19 protein-coding genes are annotated in these 21,249 nt (G+C 75.2%); 12 read left to right on the top strand and 7 right to left on the bottom strand.

What is annotated here, in order from left to right; translation table 11 throughout:
* The first annotated feature begins 26 nt into the window (after positions 1–26).
* Positions 27–176 (top strand): hypothetical protein, encoded by a 150-nt coding sequence (locus BLU95_RS42475; protein WP_159425005.1) that lies wholly within the window; start codon positions 27–29, stop codon positions 174–176.
* Between the two features lie 131 nt (positions 177–307).
* Here BLU95_RS42475 and BLU95_RS26955 read toward each other — a convergent pair whose 3' ends face one another.
* Entirely contained in the window at positions 308–1,399 is a 1,092-nt protein-coding gene (locus BLU95_RS26955; RefSeq protein ID WP_093862247.1) for an alcohol dehydrogenase catalytic domain-containing protein, read from the bottom strand.
* Positions 1,400–1,688: 289 nt separating this feature from the next.
* Between BLU95_RS26955 and BLU95_RS26950 the strand changes: the two genes are divergently transcribed.
* From BLU95_RS26950 to BLU95_RS26935, 4 genes are all read left to right on the top strand, one after another.
* Positions 1,689–2,345 (top strand): class I SAM-dependent methyltransferase, encoded by a 657-nt coding sequence (locus BLU95_RS26950; protein WP_093862246.1) that lies wholly within the window; start codon positions 1,689–1,691, stop codon positions 2,343–2,345.
* Positions 2,346–2,635: 290 nt separating this feature from the next.
* Positions 2,636–3,928, top strand: coding sequence for a hypothetical protein (locus tag BLU95_RS26945; RefSeq protein ID WP_159425004.1), 1,293 nt, complete (start codon positions 2,636–2,638; stop codon positions 3,926–3,928).
* Positions 3,929–4,091: 163 nt separating this feature from the next.
* The gene (locus BLU95_RS26940) at positions 4,092–5,009 is read left to right on the top strand and encodes an N-acetylmuramoyl-L-alanine amidase (RefSeq protein WP_093865156.1); all 918 of its coding nucleotides are present in this window, start codon (positions 4,092–4,094) and stop codon (positions 5,007–5,009) included.
* A gap of 305 nt (positions 5,010–5,314) precedes the next feature.
* Positions 5,315–6,265, top strand: coding sequence for a hypothetical protein (locus BLU95_RS26935; protein ID WP_093862244.1), 951 nt, complete (start codon positions 5,315–5,317; stop codon positions 6,263–6,265).
* A gap of 152 nt (positions 6,266–6,417) precedes the next feature.
* Here BLU95_RS26935 and BLU95_RS26930 read toward each other — a convergent pair whose 3' ends face one another.
* From BLU95_RS26930 to BLU95_RS26920, 3 genes are all read right to left on the bottom strand, one after another.
* Positions 6,418–7,500, bottom strand: coding sequence for a prenyltransferase/squalene oxidase repeat-containing protein (locus BLU95_RS26930; RefSeq protein WP_093862243.1), 1,083 nt, complete (start codon positions 7,498–7,500; stop codon positions 6,418–6,420).
* A complete protein-coding gene (locus tag BLU95_RS26925) occupies positions 7,497–8,258 on the bottom strand; it encodes a class I SAM-dependent methyltransferase (protein ID WP_045944337.1) in 762 nt (253 codons plus the stop codon). The genes BLU95_RS26930 and BLU95_RS26925 overlap by 4 nt, the downstream gene beginning before the upstream one ends.
* A gap of 152 nt (positions 8,259–8,410) precedes the next feature.
* Positions 8,411–9,721, bottom strand: a complete 1,311-nt coding sequence (locus BLU95_RS26920; RefSeq protein WP_093862242.1) for a glycosyltransferase family 4 protein — start codon at positions 9,719–9,721, stop codon at positions 8,411–8,413.
* A 233-nt stretch (positions 9,722–9,954) separates the two neighbouring features.
* On the opposite strand from BLU95_RS26920, the gene BLU95_RS26915 reads away from it, so the two are divergent.
* From BLU95_RS26915 to BLU95_RS26890, 6 genes are all read left to right on the top strand, one after another.
* Entirely contained in the window at positions 9,955–10,638 is a 684-nt protein-coding gene (locus BLU95_RS26915; RefSeq protein ID WP_093862241.1) for a TetR family transcriptional regulator, read from the top strand.
* 314 nt (positions 10,639–10,952) lie between these two features.
* On the top strand, positions 10,953–12,263 hold the full coding sequence (locus BLU95_RS26910; RefSeq protein WP_093862240.1) for an SCO2321 family membrane protein: 1,311 nt from the start codon (positions 10,953–10,955) through the stop codon (positions 12,261–12,263).
* Complete coding sequence (locus BLU95_RS26905) at positions 12,260–13,141, top strand: SCO2322 family protein (protein WP_231977802.1); 882 nt, start codon at positions 12,260–12,262, stop codon at positions 13,139–13,141. Before BLU95_RS26910 ends, BLU95_RS26905 begins: the two co-directional genes overlap by 4 nt.
* Complete coding sequence (locus BLU95_RS26900) at positions 13,138–14,385, top strand: CbiQ family ECF transporter T component (protein WP_107452604.1); 1,248 nt, start codon at positions 13,138–13,140, stop codon at positions 14,383–14,385. The genes BLU95_RS26905 and BLU95_RS26900 overlap by 4 nt, the downstream gene beginning before the upstream one ends.
* The gene (locus tag BLU95_RS26895; protein ID WP_093862239.1) at positions 14,382–16,004 is read left to right on the top strand and encodes an ABC transporter ATP-binding protein; all 1,623 of its coding nucleotides are present in this window, start codon (positions 14,382–14,384) and stop codon (positions 16,002–16,004) included. The genes BLU95_RS26900 and BLU95_RS26895 overlap by 4 nt, the downstream gene beginning before the upstream one ends.
* Entirely contained in the window at positions 16,001–16,852 is an 852-nt protein-coding gene (locus BLU95_RS26890; protein ID WP_093862238.1) for an ECF transporter S component, read from the top strand. The genes BLU95_RS26895 and BLU95_RS26890 overlap by 4 nt, the downstream gene beginning before the upstream one ends.
* Before the next feature lie 23 nt (positions 16,853–16,875).
* Here the strand turns inward: BLU95_RS26890 and BLU95_RS26885 are convergent, their stop codons facing one another.
* The gene (locus BLU95_RS26885) at positions 16,876–17,367 is read right to left on the bottom strand and encodes a TrmO family methyltransferase domain-containing protein (RefSeq protein WP_093862237.1); all 492 of its coding nucleotides are present in this window, start codon (positions 17,365–17,367) and stop codon (positions 16,876–16,878) included.
* Between the two features lie 13 nt (positions 17,368–17,380).
* Positions 17,381–18,763: an NsdA family TPR-like regulatory protein gene (locus BLU95_RS26880; protein ID WP_231977800.1), complete on the bottom strand. Its 1,383-nt coding sequence runs from the start codon at positions 18,761–18,763 to the stop codon at positions 17,381–17,383.
* A gap of 593 nt (positions 18,764–19,356) precedes the next feature.
* On the opposite strand from BLU95_RS26880, the gene BLU95_RS26870 reads away from it, so the two are divergent.
* Positions 19,357–19,560, top strand: coding sequence for a hypothetical protein (locus tag BLU95_RS26870; RefSeq protein WP_093862235.1), 204 nt, complete (start codon positions 19,357–19,359; stop codon positions 19,558–19,560).
* Positions 19,561–20,000: 440 nt separating this feature from the next.
* On the opposite strand, the gene BLU95_RS45245 is transcribed toward BLU95_RS26870, so the two are convergent.
* Positions 20,001–20,963 carry a helix-turn-helix domain-containing protein gene (locus tag BLU95_RS45245; RefSeq protein ID WP_159425003.1) on the bottom strand — a complete coding sequence of 321 codons (963 nt, stop codon included), beginning with the start codon at positions 20,961–20,963 and terminating at the stop codon, positions 20,001–20,003.
* Positions 20,964–21,249: the final 286 nt, after the last annotated feature.

Genomic DNA, 21,249 nt, shown 5'->3' with positions numbered 1-21,249 from the left:
TCGCACGGAAGCACGGACAGACGATCTTGATCTCCGACACCCTCACCGACACCGACGAGACCACGGCCGAGGACACCGCGGCGGCCGGTCGCCACCGCGGCCGCTCCGCCGCCGACGACAGCCCCGAGGCGGACCCGCACGGCCGCCACCGCGCGGCCTCGGCCGACCTGGCCTGACCCGGTCGCGGTGGGTCCGGCCCGGTGCGTGCGCGCCCGGCCAGACCCACCGCCCGGACCGGCCGTCACCCCCCGGCCGTCAGCCCGAGCCATCAGCCCGAGCCGTCGGCCCCCGGCCCCGGCCCCGGCCCTCAGCCCGGCAGCACCACGGTCCGCAGCGCCTCCCCGCCGCGCATCTGCGCCAGCGCCTCGTTGACCTCCGCCAGCGCGACCCGGTGGGTGACCATCCCCGCGAGGTCGATCCGCCCGGCCCGCCACAGCTCCACCACCAGCGCGACGGTGTGCAACAGCGGGGCCCCGCCGTACAGCGAGGGCAGCAGCCGCTTCTCGTTGAAGAACAGCTCCCCCATGCCGAACCGGACCTGGTCGTCCTGCGCCCCGGCGCCGATCACCACCACGGCACCGCCGCGCCGGGCCGCGTCGTAGGCCGCCCGGACGGTGGCCGAGCGGCCGACCGCCTCGAAGACGTAGTCGAACCCGCCGCCCGGCAGGCCCTTCGCCGCCGCCCTGAGCTCCTCCGGGGCGAGCGCCTCGGTCGCGCCGAAGGCGAGCGCCCGCTCCCGGCGGGACACCACCGGGTCGACCACCGCGATCCGGCCCGCGCCGCAGACCCGGGCGCCCTGGACCGCGGCGACGCCCACCCCGCCGGCGCCGATCACCGCGACCGACGCGCCGGGCTCGACCCGGGCGGTGTGGACGGCCGCGCCGATACCGGTGGTCACGCCGCAGCCGATCAGCGCGGCCAGTTCGTACGGGAGGTCGGCGGGCACCGGGACCACCGCGTCGCGGTCCACCACCACCTCCTCGGCGAAGGTGCCGGTGCCGTAGAAGCCGGACGCCTCCACCGCGCCGGTCCCGTCCCCGCCGAAGCGGAAGCCCGGGGCGCCGAGTCGTCGCAGGCCAGCCACGCAGAGGTGGGAGCGCCCGCGCTCGCAGTGCGCGCAGCGGCCGCACGGCGCGATCCAGCTGAGCAGCACCCGGTCGCCGACGGCGACCCCCGTCACCCCCTCGCCGACCTCGACGACGTCGCCGGCACCCTCGTGCCCGGGGACGAACGGCGCGGGCTGGGGCAGCACGCCGCTCATCGCCGACAGGTCGGAGTGGCAGAGGCTCGCGGCCCGCAGCCTGATCCTCACCCTGCCCGGACCGAAGCCGACCGCCTCGACGTCGTCGCGGACGTCGAGCGTCTCCTGACCGGTCCTGTGCAGAACGGCGGCACGCATGGGCTGCTCCCGGGGGTCCGTCGCGGATCCGGGGATCGTCGGATCCGCGGATCGTCGGTCGGCCCGATTCTGGCACGCCGCGCCCGGGCCGAGTAGAACACGTTCCATTCCACCGCGCGCCCGGACAGCGCCCGCGCCGGCCACCGGGCCGGACCGGCCGTTTGTCGGGCCCGGGGCGGGCCCGGGGTCGGGGCAGGGCGTTGGGGCCCGCGGCGTACCGTCGAGTAGGGTCCGACGGCGAGCAGCACCACCGGACCCCACCGGACCACCCCCGCCGAGGAGCAGCACCATGTCCGACCTCCCGCAGACCGCGCACCCCCGGCCCGAGGTGCTGGCCGCGTTCGAGGGCGCGACCGGGTTCATGCCCGTCGACGAGGGCCTCGCGCTCTACGCCGCCGCCGTGACCGCGGCCCGCCGCACCGGCCTGCCGGTGCTGGAGATCGGCACCTACTGCGGCCGCTCGGCGATCCTGCTGGCCGAGGCCGCCCGGGAGACCGGCACCGTGGCGCTGACCGTCGACCACCACCGCGGCTCCGAGGAGCAGCAGCCCGGCTGGGAGTACCACGACCCGACCCTGGTCGACCCGGAGGTCGGCCGGATGGACACCCTCCCCCGGTTCCGCCGCACCCTGCACGCGGCCGGCCTGGAGGACCACGTGATCGCCCTGGTCGGCCGCTCGCCCCGGATCGCGGCGGTGTGGGGCGGCAGGCTGGCCCTGGTCTTCATCGACGGCGGCCACACCGACGAGCACGCCACCGCCGACTACGAGGGCTGGGCACCGCACCTGGCGCCCGAGGGCCTGCTCGTCGTCCACGACGTCTTCCCCGACCCGGCCGACGGCGGCCAGGCGCCCTACCGCGTGTACCTGCGGGCGCTCGCGGAGGGCTTCGAGGAGGTCTCGGTGACCGGTTCGCTGCGCGTCCTGCGCCGCGCCGCCACCGGCTGACCCGCGGGTCGGGACCGCCGTCCGGCCCGCCGCGCACGCCGCGTCGGGCACTCCGCGGGCACTCCGCGGGGCAGCGCCGTCCGGACGCCGCGCGGGGTGTCCGGAATCGGCCGACCCGCCCCACGGGCGATCACGGATGCTCTAACGTCGTGCCGGGGCTGCCGGGTGCGGGGCGCGAACGGTACGGTGTCCGCGCGGTCGCGGACGCCCGCGACCGCGGCGCGGCCGCACGACACCAGCAGAGCACCCGGGCGGAGCAGGCCCGGGCAGACCGTGGGGGCCAGGGACAGATGACGGACCAGCAGAACACCGCTCCGGCGGTCTGGGACCCGACCGCCCGCGGCGGTGCGGGCGGCTGGGTGCGCGGTCCGCAGCAGCCCTCCGCCCCGGGCGCGCCGCCGACCGCCCCGCCGGCCGCCCCCGGCCCGCCCCCGGCGTCCCCCGCCGGACCGCCGCAGGCCGGACCGTACGACGAGGACGCCCCGACCGCCCTCATTCCGCAGCCGGTGCCGCCGCGCCCCGACGCGCCCGGCGCCTTCCCGCCCCGGAGCGCGCCGCAGCAGCAGGCCCCCTACGGACCGCCCCGGCCCGCCCAGCAGCCGCCGTACCCGCCGCAGGCCCAGCCGCGACCCGGGTACGGCCAGGCGGCCCCCTCCGGCCGGGCCCCGTACGGGGCGCCCGGCCGGCCGCCGTACGACCCCGCCCAGCAGGGCCACGCCCAGCCCGGGTACGCCCGGACCGAGCACCCCGGGAACGAGTACCCGCAGCAGTACGAGTACCCCCAGCACGAGTACCCGCAGCACGAGTACGCCGGGCACGACTACCCGACCGGCTACGAGGACGACGACGAGGGCCCCGGCAACAAGCGCGCTCCCCTGCTCATCGCCTTCGCCCTGCTGTTCGTGCTGGCCCTCGGCGGCGGCATCCTCTGGGCGGTGAAGGACAAGGACCCGGGCACCGACCAGGCCGGCTCCGCGACCCCCTCCGCCACCGCGACCGGCGCCGCCTCCGGCACCGGGAACCCCCAGCCCGCCCCGGCCCCCACCGGCGCCGACCCGACCCCGACCGCGCCCGACCCCGCGGCGAGCACCGGCCCGTCCGCCTCCCCGACCGCCGCCGGTGCCAACGCGCCCACCCAGGCCAAGGCCCTGGACGAACTGCTCACCCAGGGCGAGAGCGCCAAGGCCCCGATCGGCAACGCCGTCGCCAAGGTGAACAGCTGCCCGACCAAGCCCGACATCGAGTCCGCCGCCCAGGTGTTCGACAGCGGTGCCAAGCAGCGCGACCAACTGCTGGCCAAGCTCGCCCAGCTGAGCGTCACCGACCTGCCCGGCGGCCCGGACGCGGTGCAGTCGCTGAAGTCCGCCTGGCAGTTGTCCGCCGACATCGACCGGGCGTACGCGAGCTGGGCCCGGACGGTCGCCTCCCAGGGCTGCACGGGCAGCGCCCCGAACACCGCCGACAAGAAGCGCGCCGACGAGCTCAACCCGCAGGCAACCCAGGCGAAGAAGGACTTCGTCACGAAGTGGAAGGCGATCGCCGACCAGTTCGGACTCACCCCCCGCACCCAGGACCGGATCTGAACCACCCGTGACTCGCACCACCCGCCGGACGGCCGGCCCCACCGAACCCGACGGCACCGACCCCGGCGGCACCGCTCTCGACCGTGCCGCCACCGACCGCGCCGCCACCGGGCGTGCCGGCGCCGCCCCCGGCCGGGACCGCCGCCCGCGCCGCTCGGCGCCGTTGCGCGCCGTGACCGCGATCGCCGTGCTGGCGCCGCTCGGCCTGGCCGGCTGGCTCGGCTGGCGGACCGTCGGCAGCCCCGACCGGAGCGTCCCCGCCGTCGCGGCCGCCGGCACCGGCACCCCCGCCGCGGCACCGCCCGGCGGGGCGGAAACCGGCGCCGCGCCCACCGGCACCCCGGCGCCCGGCACCGCTCCCACCGGCACCGCCGACCCCGCCGTCCCGCTCCCGGTCGCCACCTCCACCGCGCTCGCGGGCCGCACCGTCCTCCTCGACCCGGGCCACAACACCGGCAACTCCGCCCACACCGCCGAGATCAACCGCAAGGTCGACATCGGCAACGCCCGCAAGGAGTGCGACACCACCGGCACCAGCACCAACAGCGGCTACAGCGAGGCCGAGTACTCCCTCGACGTGGTCCACCGCGCCCGGGCGATCCTCGCCGCCCGCGGCGCCACCGTGGTGCTGGCGCACGACGGCGACCGGCCGTGGGGGCCGTGCATCGACGAGCGTGCCCGGATCGGCAACGCCGCCCACGCCGACGCCGCGGTCTCGGTGCACGGCGACGGCGGGCCGGCGAACGGCAGCGGATTCCACGTGATCATGCCCGCCAAGGTGGTCGCCGGGAAGGCCGACACCGCGGCGATCGTCGACCCCTCGCACCGGCTGGGCCTGTTGCTGCGCGACAGCTTCCATGCGGCCACCGGCGAGCCCTACGCCGACTACGTCGCGAGCAAGGGCCTGGACACCCGTTCGGACCTCGGCGGACTGAATCTCTCGACCGTCCCCAAGGTGTTCATCGAGTGCGGTAACATGCGCAACCCGGCCGACGCCCGCCGGATGACGGACCCTCAGTGGCGCCAGCAGGCCGCCCAGGGGATCGCCGACGCGCTGACCTCGTTCCTGACCACCCGGTAGGACCCCGGCGGGAGCCCCCGTCCGGCGGCCCGGGCGCCCGCCCACCGGCCCGGTTGACGGAGCGGCGGACCGGGCACTGGAACGATGGACGGGCCGGTGGACGGGCCGGGGCCGGAAGCGCGCGATTTGCAACGACTTCGCCCCGTTCCCGAGCCCGCTGTGCATCCGCGAGGCCGTTGGCCCTAGGCTTCTGGTCCGTTCGGGGTTTTCCCGCCGGTCAGCCGACCGGACGGGCGCCGGAACCACATCGGCCGAGCGCCGAACCGAAAACCGCCGACCACGACACACCAACGAGGGGAACGTTAGTGAATCTGCGCGCTCTCACCAAGGGAGACGCCGCCGTCGCAGGTGCGGCCGTCCTGCTCTTCATCGCCTCCTTCCTGCCGTACTGGACCGTCGAGTGCAAGGGCAAGTACTGCGGCGACACCTCGACGAACGCCTGGGACAGTGTCCTGTTCCCCGTGCTGCCCTCGGTCTTCCTGCTCGGCATCCTGGCCGCCGCCCTGATCCTGGTGCAGCGCTTCCAGGGCCAGGCGGCCGCGACCCGTCAGATCCTCGGCCTGCGCCTGGACCAGTGGGGCATCGCCTTCTCGGTGGCCGCGCTCTGGACCTCGCTGTGGGCGCTCGGCGGCGGCCTGGAGGGCATCGGCCACGGCATCGGTGCCTGGCTGGCCGTCATCGCGCTGATCGTGCTGACCGGCGCCTCCGCCGGCGGCCAGCTGATCCCGGTGCTCAAGACCCCGCTGGTCACCGACAGGCCGGCCACGCCGGCCGCGTTCCCGGCCGGCGGCTACCCCGCCCAGGGCCAGCCCGGTCAGCCCGGCCAGTACGGCTACCCGGGCCCGGGCGTCGACCCGAGCCAGGCGCAGTCCCCGGCCTTCGGCGGCCAGCCCGGCGGCTACGGCTACCCGTCCCCGCAGGCCGGCCAGCCGGTCGCGGGCCAGCCGCACGACCTCGCCGCCCAGCAGGCCCCGGCCGCGCACGCCGCCGAGGCCGAGGCCGCCCGTCAGGCCTCCGCCCAGCAGGCCGCCCAGCCGCAGCCCGCCCCGGCGGCGGACTTCGCGCCGTTCTGGTTCGCCGTCCCGGCGCCGCGCCAGCTGGCCCCGAAGGACAACCCGGCCGGCGGCCCGGTCGGCGAACTGGTCCCCGGCACCTGGTACCTGGCGGTCGAGCAGCGCGGCGCCGCGCTGGTCGCCCAGCTCCAGGACGGCACCCAGGGCGTGCTGGCCGACACCTCGGGCATCCAGCGCGGCTGACCCGCGCGGCACCCCGTACGGCGGAGGGGCGGGACCGGATTTCTCCGGTCCCGCCCCTCCGCCGTACCGCCCCTCCGCCGTACCGCAGGCACCGCCGCACCGCGGGCACCGCCGGACCGCGGGCACCTCGGGTGCGACAGCCCGGCGCCCGCTCAGCAGCAGTCCTGGACCACCAGACCGGCTGGCAGTTCCTCGCCGCCGAACACCGCCACCGTCGCCGGGTCGCCCCCGAGCGCCGCGACCGCCAGCAGCAGCGCCCCCGCCGTCCAGGTGGTGCGCTCCTCCGGCCAGATCGCGTCGTCCTCGAACACGTACCCCGTCCAGTAGGAGCCGTCGGGGTGCCGCAGGTGCTTCTGGATCCAGCGCAGGATGTCCACCGCGCGGTCGGACTCGCCGATCGCCCAGAGCGCCATCGCCAGCTCGGCGCTCTCGCCGCCGGTCACCCAGGGGCGGTCGCTGACGCAGCGCACGCCCAGGCCGGGGACGACGAAGCGGTCCCAGTCCCGGGCGATCCGGGCCTGCGCCGCCGGGCCGCGCAGCGCGGTGCCGAGCACCGGGTAGTACCAGTCCATCGAGTAGCGGTCCTTGTCGAGGAACCGCTCGGGGTGGTGGGTGACGGCGTGCCGCAGCCGGCCGGCCGCGAGCTCCCAGTCGGGCTGCGGCTCGTCCAGGTAGTCCGCGACGGCCAGCCCGCAGCGCAGCGCGTGCAGGATGCTGGAGGAGCCGGTGAGCAGCGCCTCGTCGGTGGCCCGGCCGTCCTCGTCGACCCGCCAGGCGATCGGGCCGCCGGGCAGCCGCTGGGCGACGATGAAGTCCAGCGCGCGCCGGACGGTCGGCCAGATCCACTCCAGGAAGGTGTCGTCACCGGTGGAGAGGTGGTGGTGCCAGACGCCGACCGCCAGGTAGGCGCAGAAGTTGGTCTCCTTGGCCGGGTCGCAGACCTCGCCGTCGGCGAGCCCCGGCTTCCCGTAGGCGTAGCCGGCGTACCAGGAGCCGTCCGGGTTCTGGTGCTTCGCCAGCCAGCGGTAGGCGGCCTCGGCGGCGGCGTGCTCGCCGGCCGTGTCCAGCGCCATCGCCGCCTCGGTGTGGTCCCACGGGTCGAGGTGGTGGCCGCGGAACCACGGTATGGCACCGTCGGGCTGCTGCTCGGCGAGGATGCTGCGGACGGTGCCGGCGGCCTGCTCGGCGTCGAGCACGCCGTCCAGCAGCAGGACCTCGGGAACGGCGGCGGTCACTCCGCCCCGCCCGCACCCTCGGCCCCGCGACCGGCCCGGTGGGGCTTGGTGGCGTAGGCGACGAAGCTCTTGCCGATGACCGGGTTGAGCGCCCGCTCGGCGGCCTTGGTGAGGGTGCTGATCACCGGGGTGCCGACGATGTCCCAGACCAGCAGCTGGTGGTAGGCCTTCACCGGCAGCGACTTGTCGTTGTCGACGCCGACGGCGCACTTGATCCACCAGTACGGGGAGTGCAGCGCGTGGGCGTGGTGGGTGCCGTAGGGCTCCAGGCCGGCGTCCTTGAGCTTGTCGAGCAGCTCGTCGCCCCGGTAGATCCGGATGTGGCCGCCCTCGACCTCGTGGTACTCGTCGGAGAGCGCCCAGCAGATCTTCTCGGGCAGCCAGCGGGGCACGGTGACGGCGAGCAGTCCGCCGGGCTTGAGCACCCGGAACATCTCGTTGAGCACGCCCTTGTCGTCCGGGATGTGCTCCATCACCTCGGAGATGATGATCCGGTCGAAGTGCTCGTCCTCGAACGGCAGCGCGAGCGCGTTGCCCTCCATGGCGACCGCGGACGCGCCCTCCGGTGCCTCGCCGGCCTGCTCCATGGCGGCGAACCACTTCCTGACCTCGGCGATCTCCTCGGCGTTCTGGTCGAGGGCGACCACGTCGGCCCCGCGCCGGTAGCACTCGAACGCGTGCCGTCCCCCGCCGCAGCCCAGGTCGAGCACCCGGTCGCCGGGGGCGAGCGGGAAGCGCGAGAAATCAACGGTCAGCACTGCGGACTCCCATTCCTTCGGTACCAAAGGGTTCCTGACGCCGAGTCAGAGAAATCGCGGGGACGGACGGCGGCCGGGGGCACCGTCCGGCGCGGCCGCGGCCGCGGGCGCCGGTCACCCGCCGCGCCCGCCCGGCCGTTCGGCGGACGCCGTCAGGCCACGTAGCGCCAGCCCGGGCCGGAGCGGGCCCGGCGGCCGGTGCCGGTGGCGATCGCGGCCCGGTAGCCCTCGACCGTCAGCTCGGCGGCGCGCTCCCAGGTGAACCGGGCGAGCACCCGCTCCCGGCCCGCCGCGCCGAGCGCGGCGCGCAGCTCCGGGTCGTCGAGCAGCCGGCCGAGCGCCGTCGCGAGCGCGTCCGCGTCGCCCGGGGGCACCGCCAGGCAGCTCTCGCCGTCCGGACCGGCCACCTCGGGGATCGCGCCGCCGGTGGTGGCGACGAGCGGGGTCGCGGTGGCCATCGCCTCGGCGGCCGGCAGCGAGAAGCCCTCGTACAGCGACGGCACGCAGGCCACCTCGGCCGAGCGGTAGAGGTCGACCAGTTCCCGGTCGGTCAGGCCGTGCCGGAACTCGATGTGCGGCTCCAGCCCGAAGGCGCGCACGGCGCGGGCGATCGGACCGTCCTCCTTCTGCGGCTTGCCGACCACGACCAGGTGCGCGTCCCGTTCGGTGCGGACCTTCGCCAGCGCCTCGACCAGGTGCACCAGGCCCTTGAGCGGCACGTCGGCGCTGGAGGTGGTGACGATCCGTCCGGGCACCCGGGCGACCTCGTCCGACGGGGACCACAGCCGGGTGTCGGCGCCGATCGGCACCACCGAGACGGCGTCCGGGGCGGCGCCGAGGTGCTCGGCGATCTCCCGCTTGGAGCTGCCGGAGACGGTGATGATGTGCTCGAGCCGGGCGGCGACCCGGCGCTGCATCCGGGTGAAGGCGTACCAGCGGCGCAGCGACAGCCGCTTCAGCCGGCCGGGGGCCGCGTCCAGCTCCACCCGGCGGTCCACCGTGATCGGGTGGTGGATCGTGGTGACCAGCGGGAAGCCGTGCCGGGCCAGGCCGAGCAGGCCGTAGCCGAGCGTCTGGTTGTCGTGCACGACGTCGTAGCGGCCGCGGTGCCGGGCCAGGTACTGACGGGCGCGCAGCGAGAAGGTCAGCGGCTCGGGGAAGCCGCCGGTGCGCATGGTGGCGTACTCCAGGACGTCCACGGCCCCCCGGTACTCCTCGCGCGCCGGGGTGCGGAAGGGGTCGTCGGCGCGGTAGAGGTCCAGACTGGGCAGCTCGACCAGCCGGACCGAACCCGGCCCCTCGACCTCGTCCAGGACGGGGTACGGCTGGGCGCCGATCACGTCCACGTGGTGGCCGAGCCGGGCCAGCTCACGGGAGAGGTGCCGTACGTAGACGCCCTGACCGCCGCAGAACGGGTCGCCGCGGTACGAGAGCAGGGCAATCCGCAGCGGCTGCGCGGTCATCGTCGGCCCTCATCTCTGCTGCTGTCTGTGCTGCCGGTCGGTAAAGTAGATCAGGTTTCAGTGTGGTGTGGAGTTCACCGGTGACCCTGTGAACAATGAGAGACCTCGAAGATACCGGCCCGTAGCTTCCGCTCAGGATCCAGGGCTGGTGATTCGCGCCACGCCCGGGCGCCACGCCCGGCCGACCGTGCCCGTCCGGAGCAGCCCCACCACTCTCGCGCCCGGGAGCGTCCTTGCCGTCACCGTCCTCACCGCCGCCCGCACCGCCCGCACCGCCGGCGTCCGCACCCTCCGCCGCCCCCTCGCCGGGTGCCGCTCCGGCGCCGCTCCCGGCCGCCCCGGCGGCACCGCCGCTGACCGCCCGGCAGGCCGAACGCCGGCGGCGGATCCTGCGGACCGCGACCGCGCTGGCGGCCCGCGGCGGCTACGACGCGGTCCAGATGCGGGAGGTCGCGGAGGGCGCCCAGGTGGCCCTGGGCACCCTCTACCGGTACTTCCCGTCGAAGGTCCATCTGCTGGTCGCGGTGATGCTGGAGCAGCTGCGCGGCCTCCAGGAGCAGGTCCGCCGGCACCCGCCGACGGAGCGCGAACCGGCGCGGCGGGTCGCCGAGACGCTCACCCGGGCGTTCCACGCGCTGCAGCGCGAGCCGCTGCTGGCGGAGGCGATGGTCCGCGCGCTCTCCTTCGCCGACCGCTCGGTGGGCGCCGAGGTGGACCAGGTCTCCGCCGCCACCGGGCAGCTCATCCTGGACGCCATCGGGCAGTCCGGGCCGCCGACCGGGAGCCAGCGTGCCGCCGTCCGGGTGATCGAGCACACCTGGCACGCGGCGCTGGTCGCCTGGCTCTCCGGCCGCGCCTCGATCGCCGAGGTCAGGGCCGACCTGCACACCGCCGCCCGGCTGCTGGAGCTGCCCTGAGGCCGCACCGGCCGCGGCGCGACGGAGCGCCCGTCGAACTGGAACCTGTTCTCACCCCGGCCGCGTCCGGGCACCCGGCCCGGCGGCTAGAGTCGACGGGACAATTCCATCCCGCTTCTCCTGATCCGGGGAAAGCCGGTGCGAATCCGGCGCTGACCCCGCAACCGTGAGCCCGGCGCCCGTCCGCCGGCGAGCCGGAGCACCCGGGGAGAGGCGAGCGGCCCCATGCCGGGCGGACCACCGCCGGCACCGTCGAGGTCTACGGAACGGCCGGCCCCGGCCGGCACCGCTCATCGAAAGGCACAACTCCGATCATGCTGACCGCCGCCCGCGCGGGCGCCGCCGCCCTGGCCGCCGCGCTGCTCGCCGGAACCGCCGCCGCCACCCCGGCGTTCGCCGACGTCCCGAGCCCCACCGCGAGCCTCGGCACCGCCCCGCTCCCCGACGGCCTGTACGGCAAGGGCGACCCCACCTACGACGGGGTGTGGCGGCAGTCCCTCGCCCTGACCGCGCTGACCACCGCCAAGGTGACCCCCGCCGACTCCGCCGTCTCCTGGCTGACCGGACAGCAGTGCGCGGACGGCGGCTGGCCCTCGTACCGCGCCGACGCCGCGACCGCCTGCGACCCGGTGTTCGAGGACAGCAACGCGACCGCGCTCGCGATCCAGGCGCTGACCGCCCTCGGCGGGCACCAGGACACCGTGGACAAGGGCGTCCAGTGGCTCAGGGCCAACCAGAACGCGGACGGCAGCTGGGCCTACAACCCCGGCAACCCGGGTGACGCCAACTCCACCGGCCTCGCCGTCAACGCCCTGATCGCCGCGAAGACCGACCCGGCGACGGTCGCCAAGGCCGGCCGCAACGCCTTCGACGGGCTCGCCGTCTTCCAGCTCGGCTGCGCCGCCCCCGCCGACCAGCGCGGTGCCTTCGTCTACCAGACCGCCCCGGCCGGTTCCCCCGCCGCCGAGCCCAACGCCCTCGCCAGCGGCCAGGCCTCGCTCGCCGCGGCCGGCGGGAAGCTTCCGGTCGCCAACGGCAACCGGACCGACGCCGCCCCCAAGGCCCTGGCCTGCGCCGACGGCGGTGCCACCGCCACCGCCGTCCCCCGGGCCGACTCCGGCGAGGCGGCGGGCGCCTACCTCACCGCGCAGCTCGCCGCGGGCGGCCAGCACCTGATGCTGACCCTGCCCGGCGCCGCCCCCTCCCCCGACTACACCGCCACCGCCTGGGCCGCGCTCGGCCTGGTCCAGGGCGGGCACCCGCAGCAGGCCGCGGGCGCCGTCGACTGGCTGGCCAAGGAGGGCGGCAACTGGACCAAGGGCGGCACCGACGCCGCCGCCACCGCCACCCTGGTGCTGGTGGCGCAGGCCGCGCAGCGCGACCCGGCCGCCTTCGGCGGGGCCGACCTGGTGGCGCAGCTGACCGCGCTCGGCCCGGTGCCCAAGGCCGTCGGTGCGGCGTCGCCCGGTGGCTCCGCCTCTGCCTCGGCCTCGGCCTCCGCCTCGGCCGAGAAGGACAAGGACGGCGGCATCGGCAAGTTCTGGCTGCTCGGTGTCGGCCTGCTGATCGGCATCGGCGGCGGGCTGGTGCTCAGCCTGCAGCGCAAGCGCGGCGCGAAGCTGTGACCCCTCCCGGCCGGGACCGGGAACCGCGTCCGACCACGGCCCCGGTCCCGGCCGTTGCCACCCCTGCCGGCCAGGCAACCGCTGCCACCGCCGCCGTAGCGCCTGCCGCCGTAGCCCCCGTAGCCGCCGCCGTCGCCGTCGCCGTCGCCGAGAACGAGGCGGCGGCGGTCCGGCGGCGGGTGGTGCGGGCGGCCCTGCGCTTCCTGGCCGGGACGGTCGTCGGCCTGCTGATCGTGCTCCTGCTCGGGGCCGCTCAGGCACAGGCCGCCGGCTACCGCTACTGGTCGTTCTGGCGGTGGTCCGACGGCGGCTGGACGTACCAGCAGCAGGGCCCCGCCGTGCACGTCCCGGCGGACGGCGAGGTCGAGGGCTGGCGGTTCGCCGTCAGCCCCGACGGCGGCCGGCAGGCCACCCGGCCCGGGCAGGGCGGGGACTTCGCCGCCCTCTGCGCCGGTACACCGGCCGAGGCCGGACGCAAGCGGGTCGCCGTGGTGCTGGACTTCGGCGGCCCCGCCGACGCGCCCGCCCACGAGACCCTGCCGGAGCCCCGGACCGCGTGCGCCCTCGTGCCGACCCGGGCCAGCTCGGCGGAGGTGCTGGCCACCGTCGCCCCTCCGCTGCGGTACGACGGCAGCGGGTTGCTCTGCGCCATCGCGGGTTATCCGCGCACGGGCTGCGGCGAGCAGCTCGGCGGGGCGGCGCGGCCGACCGGGGCGGGCGGGAGCGGCACGGCCACCGGCCCGGCCGACGCCACCGGGTCGACGGCGGCCGGGGCCTCCCCCGGTGGCGCCGGACCCGTCCTCGGGATCGGCGCCGGCCTGGCCCTCGTCCTCGCCGTGGCCGCGGGCGCCCGTTGGCAGTCGCGCCGCCGCAGATGACGCCGGCCACCACCCGGCCCCGCCCGCCCGCCGCCCCGCTCCGGACCGACCCCCTGGACCCCACCGTGCCCACACCCCGCGCCGCCCGCCGCCGACCGGCCGCCGGACCTCGCCAACTGCACCCAGGAGCCTGGTGGTTGTGGGCACTCGGGCTGGGCGCGGCCGCCACCCGCACCACCAATCCACTGGTCCTGCTGCTGCTGGCCGCCGTCGCCGGGTACGTCGTCGCCGCCCGACGCGGCGACGCGCCCTGGTCGCGCTCCTACGGCGCGTTCCTGCGGCTCGGCCTCCTGGTGCTCGGCATCCGGCTGCTGTTCGCCGTCCTCCTCGGCTCGCCGGTCCCCGGTACCCACGTCCTCTTCACCCTCCCCGAAGTCCCGCTGCCCGCATGGGCGCAGGGCGTCCGGATCGGCGGCCGGGTGACCGCCGAGGGGCTGCTCGCCGCGCTGTACGACGGGCTGCGGCTGGCCACCCTGCTGGTGTGCGTGGGCGCCGCCAACGCCCTCGCCAGCCCGGCCCGGCTGCTGCGCACGCTCCCCGGCGCGCTCTACGAGGCGGGCGTGGCCGTCGTGGTCGCGATGACCTTCGCGCCCAATCTGGTCGCCGACGTGCAGCGGCTGCGCGCCGCCCGCCGGCTGCGCGGCCGCTCCGACCGGGGCGTGGCCGCCGTGCTCAGCGTCGGACTGCCCGTCCTGGAGGGCGCGTTGGAGCGCTCGGTGGCGCTGGCGGCGGCGATGGACACCCGCGGCTTCGGCCGCACCGCCGCCGTGCCGCGCCGGATCGCCGTGCTCACCGCCGGGCTGACCCTGGCCGGACTGCTCGGCATCTGCCTGGCCGCGTACGGGCTGCTGACGGCGGGCGGGGCCGGCTGGGCGGCGCCGGTGCTGGTGATCGGCCTGGCCGCCGCCTTCGCCGGGCTGCTGCTGGGTGGGCGGCGTTCGGTCCGGACCCGCTACCGGCCCGACCCCTGGGCGCTGCCGGAGTGGCTCACCGCCGGGTCCGGGGTCGCGGTGGCGGCGGCGACGGCCTGGCTGGCCGCGCTGGACCCGCTCGCCTTCGCCCCCACCGTCGTGCCGCCGACCGCGCCGGTGCTGCCCGTCGCCGCCGCGGCCGCCGTCCTGTTCGGGCTGCTCCCCGCCTTCGTCACCCCGGTACCGCCGGACACCACCGGCAGCGCCGCCGCGTCCAGGAACCCGACCACCACCCCCAAGGCCGCCACCACCGAGCCCGGGAGGACTCCGTGATCACCTTCGACCAGGTCGGCGTCCAGTACGCCGACGCCGAGGCGCCCACGATCGACGGCGTCGACCTGACCGTGCCCGAGGGCGAACTCTGCCTGCTCGTCGGCCCGTCGGGCTCCGGCAAGTCGACCCTGCTGGGCACCGTGAGCGGCCTCGTCCCGCACTTCACCGGCGGCGTGCTGCACGGCCGGGTGACCGTCGACGGGCGCGACACCCGGGAGCACCGCCCGCGCGACCTCGCCGACCTGGTCGGCACGGTGGGCCAGGACCCGCGGGCGCACTTCGTCACCGACACGGTCGAGGACGAACTCGCCTACGGCATGGAGTCCCTGGGCCTGCCCCCGGACGTGATGCGGCGCCGGGTCGAGGAGACCCTCGACCTCCTCGGCCTGGCCGAGCTGCGGCAGCGGGCGCTCGGCTCGCTCTCCGGCGGCCAGCAGCAGCGGGTCGCCATCGGCTCGGTGCTCACCGTCCACCCGAAGGTCCTGGTCCTGGACGAGCCGACCTCCGCGCTCGACCCGGGCGCCGCCGAGGAGGTGCTGGCGGTGCTCCAGCGACTGGTCCACGACCTCGGCACCACCGTGCTGATGGCCGAGCACCGGCTGGAGCGCGTGGTCCAGTACGCCGACCGGGTCCTGCTGCTGACCCCCGGCGCGCCGCCGGTCCTGGGCGAGCCCGCCGGGATCATGGCGCACTCACCGGTCCACCCGCCGGTGGTCGGGCTCGGCCGGCTGGCCGGCTGGCACCCGCTGCCGCTCACCGTCCGCGACGCCCGCCGCCGGGCGGCCGGGCTGCGCGCCCGGCTGGACGGCCACCGGCCGCCCGCCGCCCCGGCCGCCTCCGCCACCGGCACCCCGCTCGCCACCGCCTCCCGCCTGGTGGTCCGGCGCGGCCCGGTCCCGGCCCTGCGCGGCGTCGACCTCACCCTGCACGCCGGAACGATCACCGCCCTGATGGGCCGCAACGGCGCCGGCAAGTCCACCCTGCTCGGCGCCCTGGTCGGCCTGCACGCCCCGGCCTCCGGCTCGGTCGACGTCGGCGGCCGCACCCCGCACCGCACCCGGCCCGCCGAACTCGTCCGCCAGGTCGGCCTCGTCCCGCAGGACCCGCGCGACCTGCTGTACGGCGAGAGCGTCACCGCCGAGTGCGCCTCCGCCGACCACGACGCGGGCGCCGAACCCGGCACCTGCCGGGCCCTGGTGGAACGGCTGCTGCCCGGCCTGCCCGACGCCGTCCACCCGCGCGACCTCTCCGAGGGCCAGCGGCTCACCCTCGCCCTGGCGGTGGTCCTGACCGCCCGCCCGCCGCTGATCCTGCTCGACGAGCCCACCCGGGGCCTCGACTACGCGGCCAAGGCCCGGCTGGTCGAGATCCTGCGCGGCCTCGCCGCCGAGGGCCACGGCGTCCTGCTCGCCACCCACGACGTCGAACTGGCCGCCGAACTCTCCGACCGCACGGCCGTCCTGGCCGACGGCGAGATCGTCGCGGACGGCCCGACGCCGGAGGTGGTGCTCGGCTCGCCGGCGTTCGCCCCGCAGGTCGCCAAGATCCTCGCCCCGGGGCCCTGGCTCACCGTCCACCAGGTGGCCGGGGCCCTCGACCGGATCGGACCCGACGCATGACCCCGCCCTCCCTCCTCGCCCGCCCGGTAGCGCTCGGCCGCCGTTCCGTCCTCGCCCTGGCCCTGACCTCCCTGGTCGGCGTGGCCGGCTTCGGCTGGCCGCTGCTCGCCTCCACCGACTCCGCCCTGGTCGGCCACTCCGCCGACGCCCCCTGGCTGTTCGCCCTGCTGCTCCCGCTGCTCCTGGCCGTCGTCGTCGCCCAGATCTCCGAGGGCCGGACGGCGGGCGGCGGAGCCCCCGGGCTGGACGCCAAGTCCGTCGCACTCCTCGGCGTCCTCGCCGCCGCCGGCGCCGCCCTGCGCCCGCTCGGTGCGGGCACGGCCGGACTGGAGCCGATGTTCTTCCTGATGGTGCTGTCCGGCCGGGTCCTCGGACCGGGCTTCGGTTTCGTCCTCGGCGCGCTGTCGATGTTCGCGTCGGCCCTGCTCACCGGCGGCGTCGGCCCCTGGCTGCCGTTCCAGATGCTCGCCATGGGCTGGGTCTGCCTCGGCGCGGGCCTGCTCCCCGGCCCGGCCCGGCTGCGCGGCCGCCGCGAACTCGCCCTGCTCGCCGGCTACGGGGCCGTCGCCTCGCTGCTCTACGGCGTGGTGATGAACCTCCAGGGCTGGCCCTACATCGCCGGCCTGGCGAGCTCGATCTCCTTCGTCCCCGGCGACCCGGTCTCCGAGAACCTGGTCCGCTTCGCCGTCTACTGCCTCACCACCTCCCTCGGCTGGGACCTCCCCCGCGCCGCCCTCACCGTGGTCCTCTGCCTCACCCTCGGCACCCCGGTCCTGCGCGCCCTGCGCCGCGCCACCCGCCGCGCCGCCTTCGCCGCCCCGGTCACCTTCCGGCCTCCGACCGACTGAGAACGGCCCGCCCCGGTCAGCCGTCAGTCACCGGCCCCGGGCGCGAAGTAGTCGCGGAGCATGACAGTCGTCCAGTCGGCCTGTCGCTGCTCCCCACGAGGTCCCATCTCACCGAACCACGGCTTCACGTCCAGGACCGGCGTGCCGTCGACGGCGTCGAGGTCCTCGACGTGCAGGTCCAGCCCGTCGACCTTGAGCAGGCGGCAACGCGACACACCCAGCCAGTTCAGACGTCGCATGTTGCGGTGACCGAAGATCCCGACCTCCGGCCACTCCGGGTTGTCCCGGGGCCGACGGGCGCCGAGGTTCAGATCGGTCGGGTCGGTGAGATGGAACCGGAAGACGATCTCCAGGTGCGAGAAATCCTCCAGGCCCTTGGTCGCGTCGGCGGTGAAGCGGGATCCATCCAGCCGGACGATCGCCCGGGTGCCGCCCCAGAAGTCGTCCGTCGGTTCGGTCCGACCGCCGACCACCTGACCCAGCGCCTCGACCTCGAACGTTGCACCGTCTGCCATCAGTGACTCCTCATCAGGCTGTTCCGGAAAGGTACGCGGCGGCGCGCGCGTCGATCTCGCCGATCGCCGCACTACCGCGCCGTCGATAGGGGGAGAGCAGAGTGCGCATATCGGCGGCGGCCTGTCGGGTGCGGCCGGACCGCACTCCGTCCATGGCGTCGAGCGCCTGCGACCAGGTGGCGCAGGCGCGGTCGATGTTGCTCGTCTGCGCGTACACGGAGCCGAGATATCCCAGCGTCACCGCGTGGGTGCGGGTGAAGCTCGTCGCCCTGCGGGTGCGGACGCTGCGGTGGAACTCGCGCACGGAGCCGTCGAGGTCTCCGATGTCGCGCAGGGTGCACGCGGTCTCGTGGGCCAGGCTGGCCTCGCCGAAGAAGAACACCCGGTCCGGCTCGGCAATGCCGTCGCTCGCGGCGGACAGGTCTCCCTCGGCCCGCAGTAGTGCCTTGGCAGCGGCGTTCCTGCGCCCGGCGGCGGCCAGGCTCCGGGCGTGGACCACGCCGAGGAGGGCCCGCTCCCTCGGGGAGGCGAGCGCGTACCGGTCACCGTCGACGGATGCGGCGGCGAGGTCGAGAGCCTGCTGGTGGTGCCCGAGGTCGATGGCCTGGTGTGTCATCGCCCGCAGCACGTGGGCGGCCATCGGCGGATCGTCTGCCTCGGCCGCGAGCTTCACGGCCTCGGCGAAGTACCGCTGCGCCGTCGCATGCTGGCCAGCGTCGAACGCCATCCAGCCTGCCAGGTAGGCGAGTTCACTGGCTGCGGAGAAGAGGTCACGACGCACCCGCCCGTCGGTGAACCTCCCCCGCAGGTGGGCGGTGACGTCGGTCGCCAGATACTGCACCACCGAGGTCCAGGCGTGGCCACCGCCTCGCCGTTGATCGACCTGCGAGAACAAGGTGGTCATCTCGCGGACGGCTGCCAGGTCGCCCGGGCCGACCCGCCGGGTTGCGGCGGAGCCGCGCACGCTGCCCCGCTCAGCCATGCGCTGCCACCAGTCCTCACCGGGCAGGGAGAGCCCGGCCACCGAGTAGACCGCCACCCCCAGCGCCCGCCTGCGTTCCACGTCCACGTCGGCTCTCCCGAGTTCGGCCAGCGCGCTCAGCGTATCCGCGTCCCAGTCGGCTTTCCGGGGTGCGGGCGCGATCAGACCGATCTCCTCCAGTGTCACGACCCGTCCGCCGAGCGCGCGGCTCAACGCCTCGGCCAGGAAGGCACCGACGTTACCGGCCGGCTGACCACCGTTCTTCCAGTGCGTGATGCTCGACTTGTTGGTCTCCAGGAGTTCGTCGTGCTCGGCCGCCACCCGTCTGACCAGGCGCGCGATCGCATCGCCGGAGAGCCTCGTCCCGTCGATGACCTTCCGCAGCCGCTCGTTCGGTTCCCTCGTCGGCGCCAAATCATCCACCTCCCTGACGGGCCGTTAAACCGCTTAAACCGCACAGCGTGCCCAACACCGTACTCCCAGTAACGATTGGGCGGTTCACTAACTGCATGCCGCCCACGGGTGGGGCCGATTCGGCCCCTGAGGCCCTGCGGAGCGGTGGCCTGCGGCGGCTCCAGCTGTGAATTCGGCATCGAAGTCGCCCCGCCAACTCGCGACCTCGGAGAAGCTGATGACGACCGCCGACCGCACACCGCACCCGTGGAGCCTCAACGCCACCGCCACGCCAATGGCACCCAATCGGCCGATCCCGCGCCGATCCACGAGTCCGACGCAGGAGGGCGCCGCCGCGACCAGCAATCGCATGCTGCTGGACGAGCACCGCAGCAATGACGGGCTGTGCGTCCGGTGCGAGATCCCCTGGCCCTGTGGCGTGACCAGGAGTGTCCATTTCGGGAGCGTCGCGTGATCAGCTACAAGCTCATTCAGGCTGACGGTCGGACGGTCGTCCTCGTCCCGAACCGGGAGCGAGCCCGCCGACGCGCCCTGGTCCTGCATCAGCTCGCCGCCGGTCGCCGTCGCCGCAAGAAGCACCGGGAGGCAGCCGCGTGAGCGCCGAGAACTCCCCGGACTTCAAGCTCCCCGAGGACCGCCGCCATGGCCTGTACATCCGTACGTTCAAGATCGCGAAGGACGGTACCCGGTACGACGACTCCGGCGTCATCACCGTGGAGTCGGAACCCGACGCCTACGCCTACCACTCCTCGGCCACCTGGCCCGCCTGCCGCTGCCCGCAGCACCGAGACGGCTGACGCGCAACGTCCCTACGGCACCACCCATCACACGTGTGAGAGGAAGAACCTCCCCTGTCCCTCGAACAGCGATCAGGAAAGACCGTCCCGGTCACGGCATCCCGACGCCGTTCAACGGCACGATCCCGAAAGGCGAGATCGGAATCAATCCCGCCTGTCCTCGGTCCCGCTGCATCGTTTGGACTGCGGAGACCTGCGAGCGCGGCCTGCTGCACCCGGCGGACCAGCTGGACGTGACCTTCCTCCCCCCACCTCGCCGAACTGGGCACGACCGCCACGCGGAGAGACGAGACGGGAAAGGCCGCAGGGCACCTTCGTCAGGTCGTGTCACCCTCGCCCGGTGCGGGAGCGCACGGGAGGACGCAACCACCCACCACCTTCCGCCTGCAGGCGGGTGAACCGGGAGGCGCGGAGGTGCCACTGCGCCGGAGGCACCATCTTCACCCGCAGGCCACCTCCCCGACCGACTGGATCGAGTGCCGCAACACCGTCCAGTCCCCCACCGCCCGGGGCGGGCGGCAGCCCGTGCACAGCTCTCCCACTCCGCCGACGGGACGGCCGCACATGCCGTCCCGCCCCGCGCACTCGTGCTGCCTCGGTCGCGGCACCGCCAACGACTTCACCGCGCAGCCACGGCGCAAGGGAACGGGCGGCACCTTCGTCAACCGCCCGCCGAGGATCGCCGCAACGCTGTGGGTCACCTTCCCCGGCAGCGGCGCGGCCAGGATGCCCATCAGCGCGTCCGCCGGCCATCCGCCCGCCAACAGGCCCTCCACCCGCGCGGCCTGGTCCGCCAGCGGCTTGCCGGCCAGCGCCAACGCCGGCTCCCGGCAACCGAGTTCGATCAGAAGACCCATCCCCTCCGTCATCCGGGGCGCTGTCGGGATCGCCGGAAGGACGGAAGGTTCCTTCCGCCTCACCGTCCTTGCCCTCAAGGAGGGGCTTCCCGCCTTCCCGGCACCGGGCGCCCCGGAGGCCGGTGCCACGGGAACCGGTGGCAACGTGTGAACCGCCTTGTCCGCCAAGGGCACTTCATGCACGGAGACAGCCGTCGTCACCCGCCCCGTCAGGGGGTCGCGCACGGTCCGCCGCACGTAGTGCCCGGCCGCCTCCAGCTCCCGCAGCGCCCGGGCCACCGTCGCCCGCCCCTCGACACTCTTCGCGGCCAGGGTCCGTACGTCCTCGCGGGCCCCGTTCGGCAGACTGAGGAGGTACCCGAGCAACCCGCGCGCCGCCCAACTGAGCGAGTGCTTCCGCACGACATGCCCGTTGTCGAGGATCGTGTACCCGGGCGCGTGCTTGGGGATACGATTGATCTGCATCTTGGAGGTCCGTCTCCTGGTGCCGTTCCCCGGGGTGTTGGCGCACCGCCGGGGCTTTCCTTTGCTGAACGCAATGATCACGCTAGTCCAGCGAACAGCCCCGGAAACCTCATCCCCATCACCCGATCGGGCGGCGCACGCGCACCCACCCCGGCGCACTCGCGCCCAACAATGCGCCCTCGCGCTTTGAATTGCCGGACGACAGGCAGAACCACCACCCGCCGCCCGGCGTGGGACCGCGGGCACCGATATGGATCGTGCGGCGGGTGGGCGGTATTCGATCTCTCCAATCACGACTCCGACAAACCGTCGGAAAAAGGTAGGCCGACGTTCGACTAACATGCGGTCAACATCTCTTCAGGTGCCG

The sequence above is a fragment of the Streptomyces sp. TLI_053 genome (assembly GCF_900105395.1).
GTDB lineage: Bacteria > Actinomycetota > Actinomycetes > Streptomycetales > Streptomycetaceae > Kitasatospora.
This window is presented reverse-complemented; position numbering and strand designations above follow the sequence as displayed.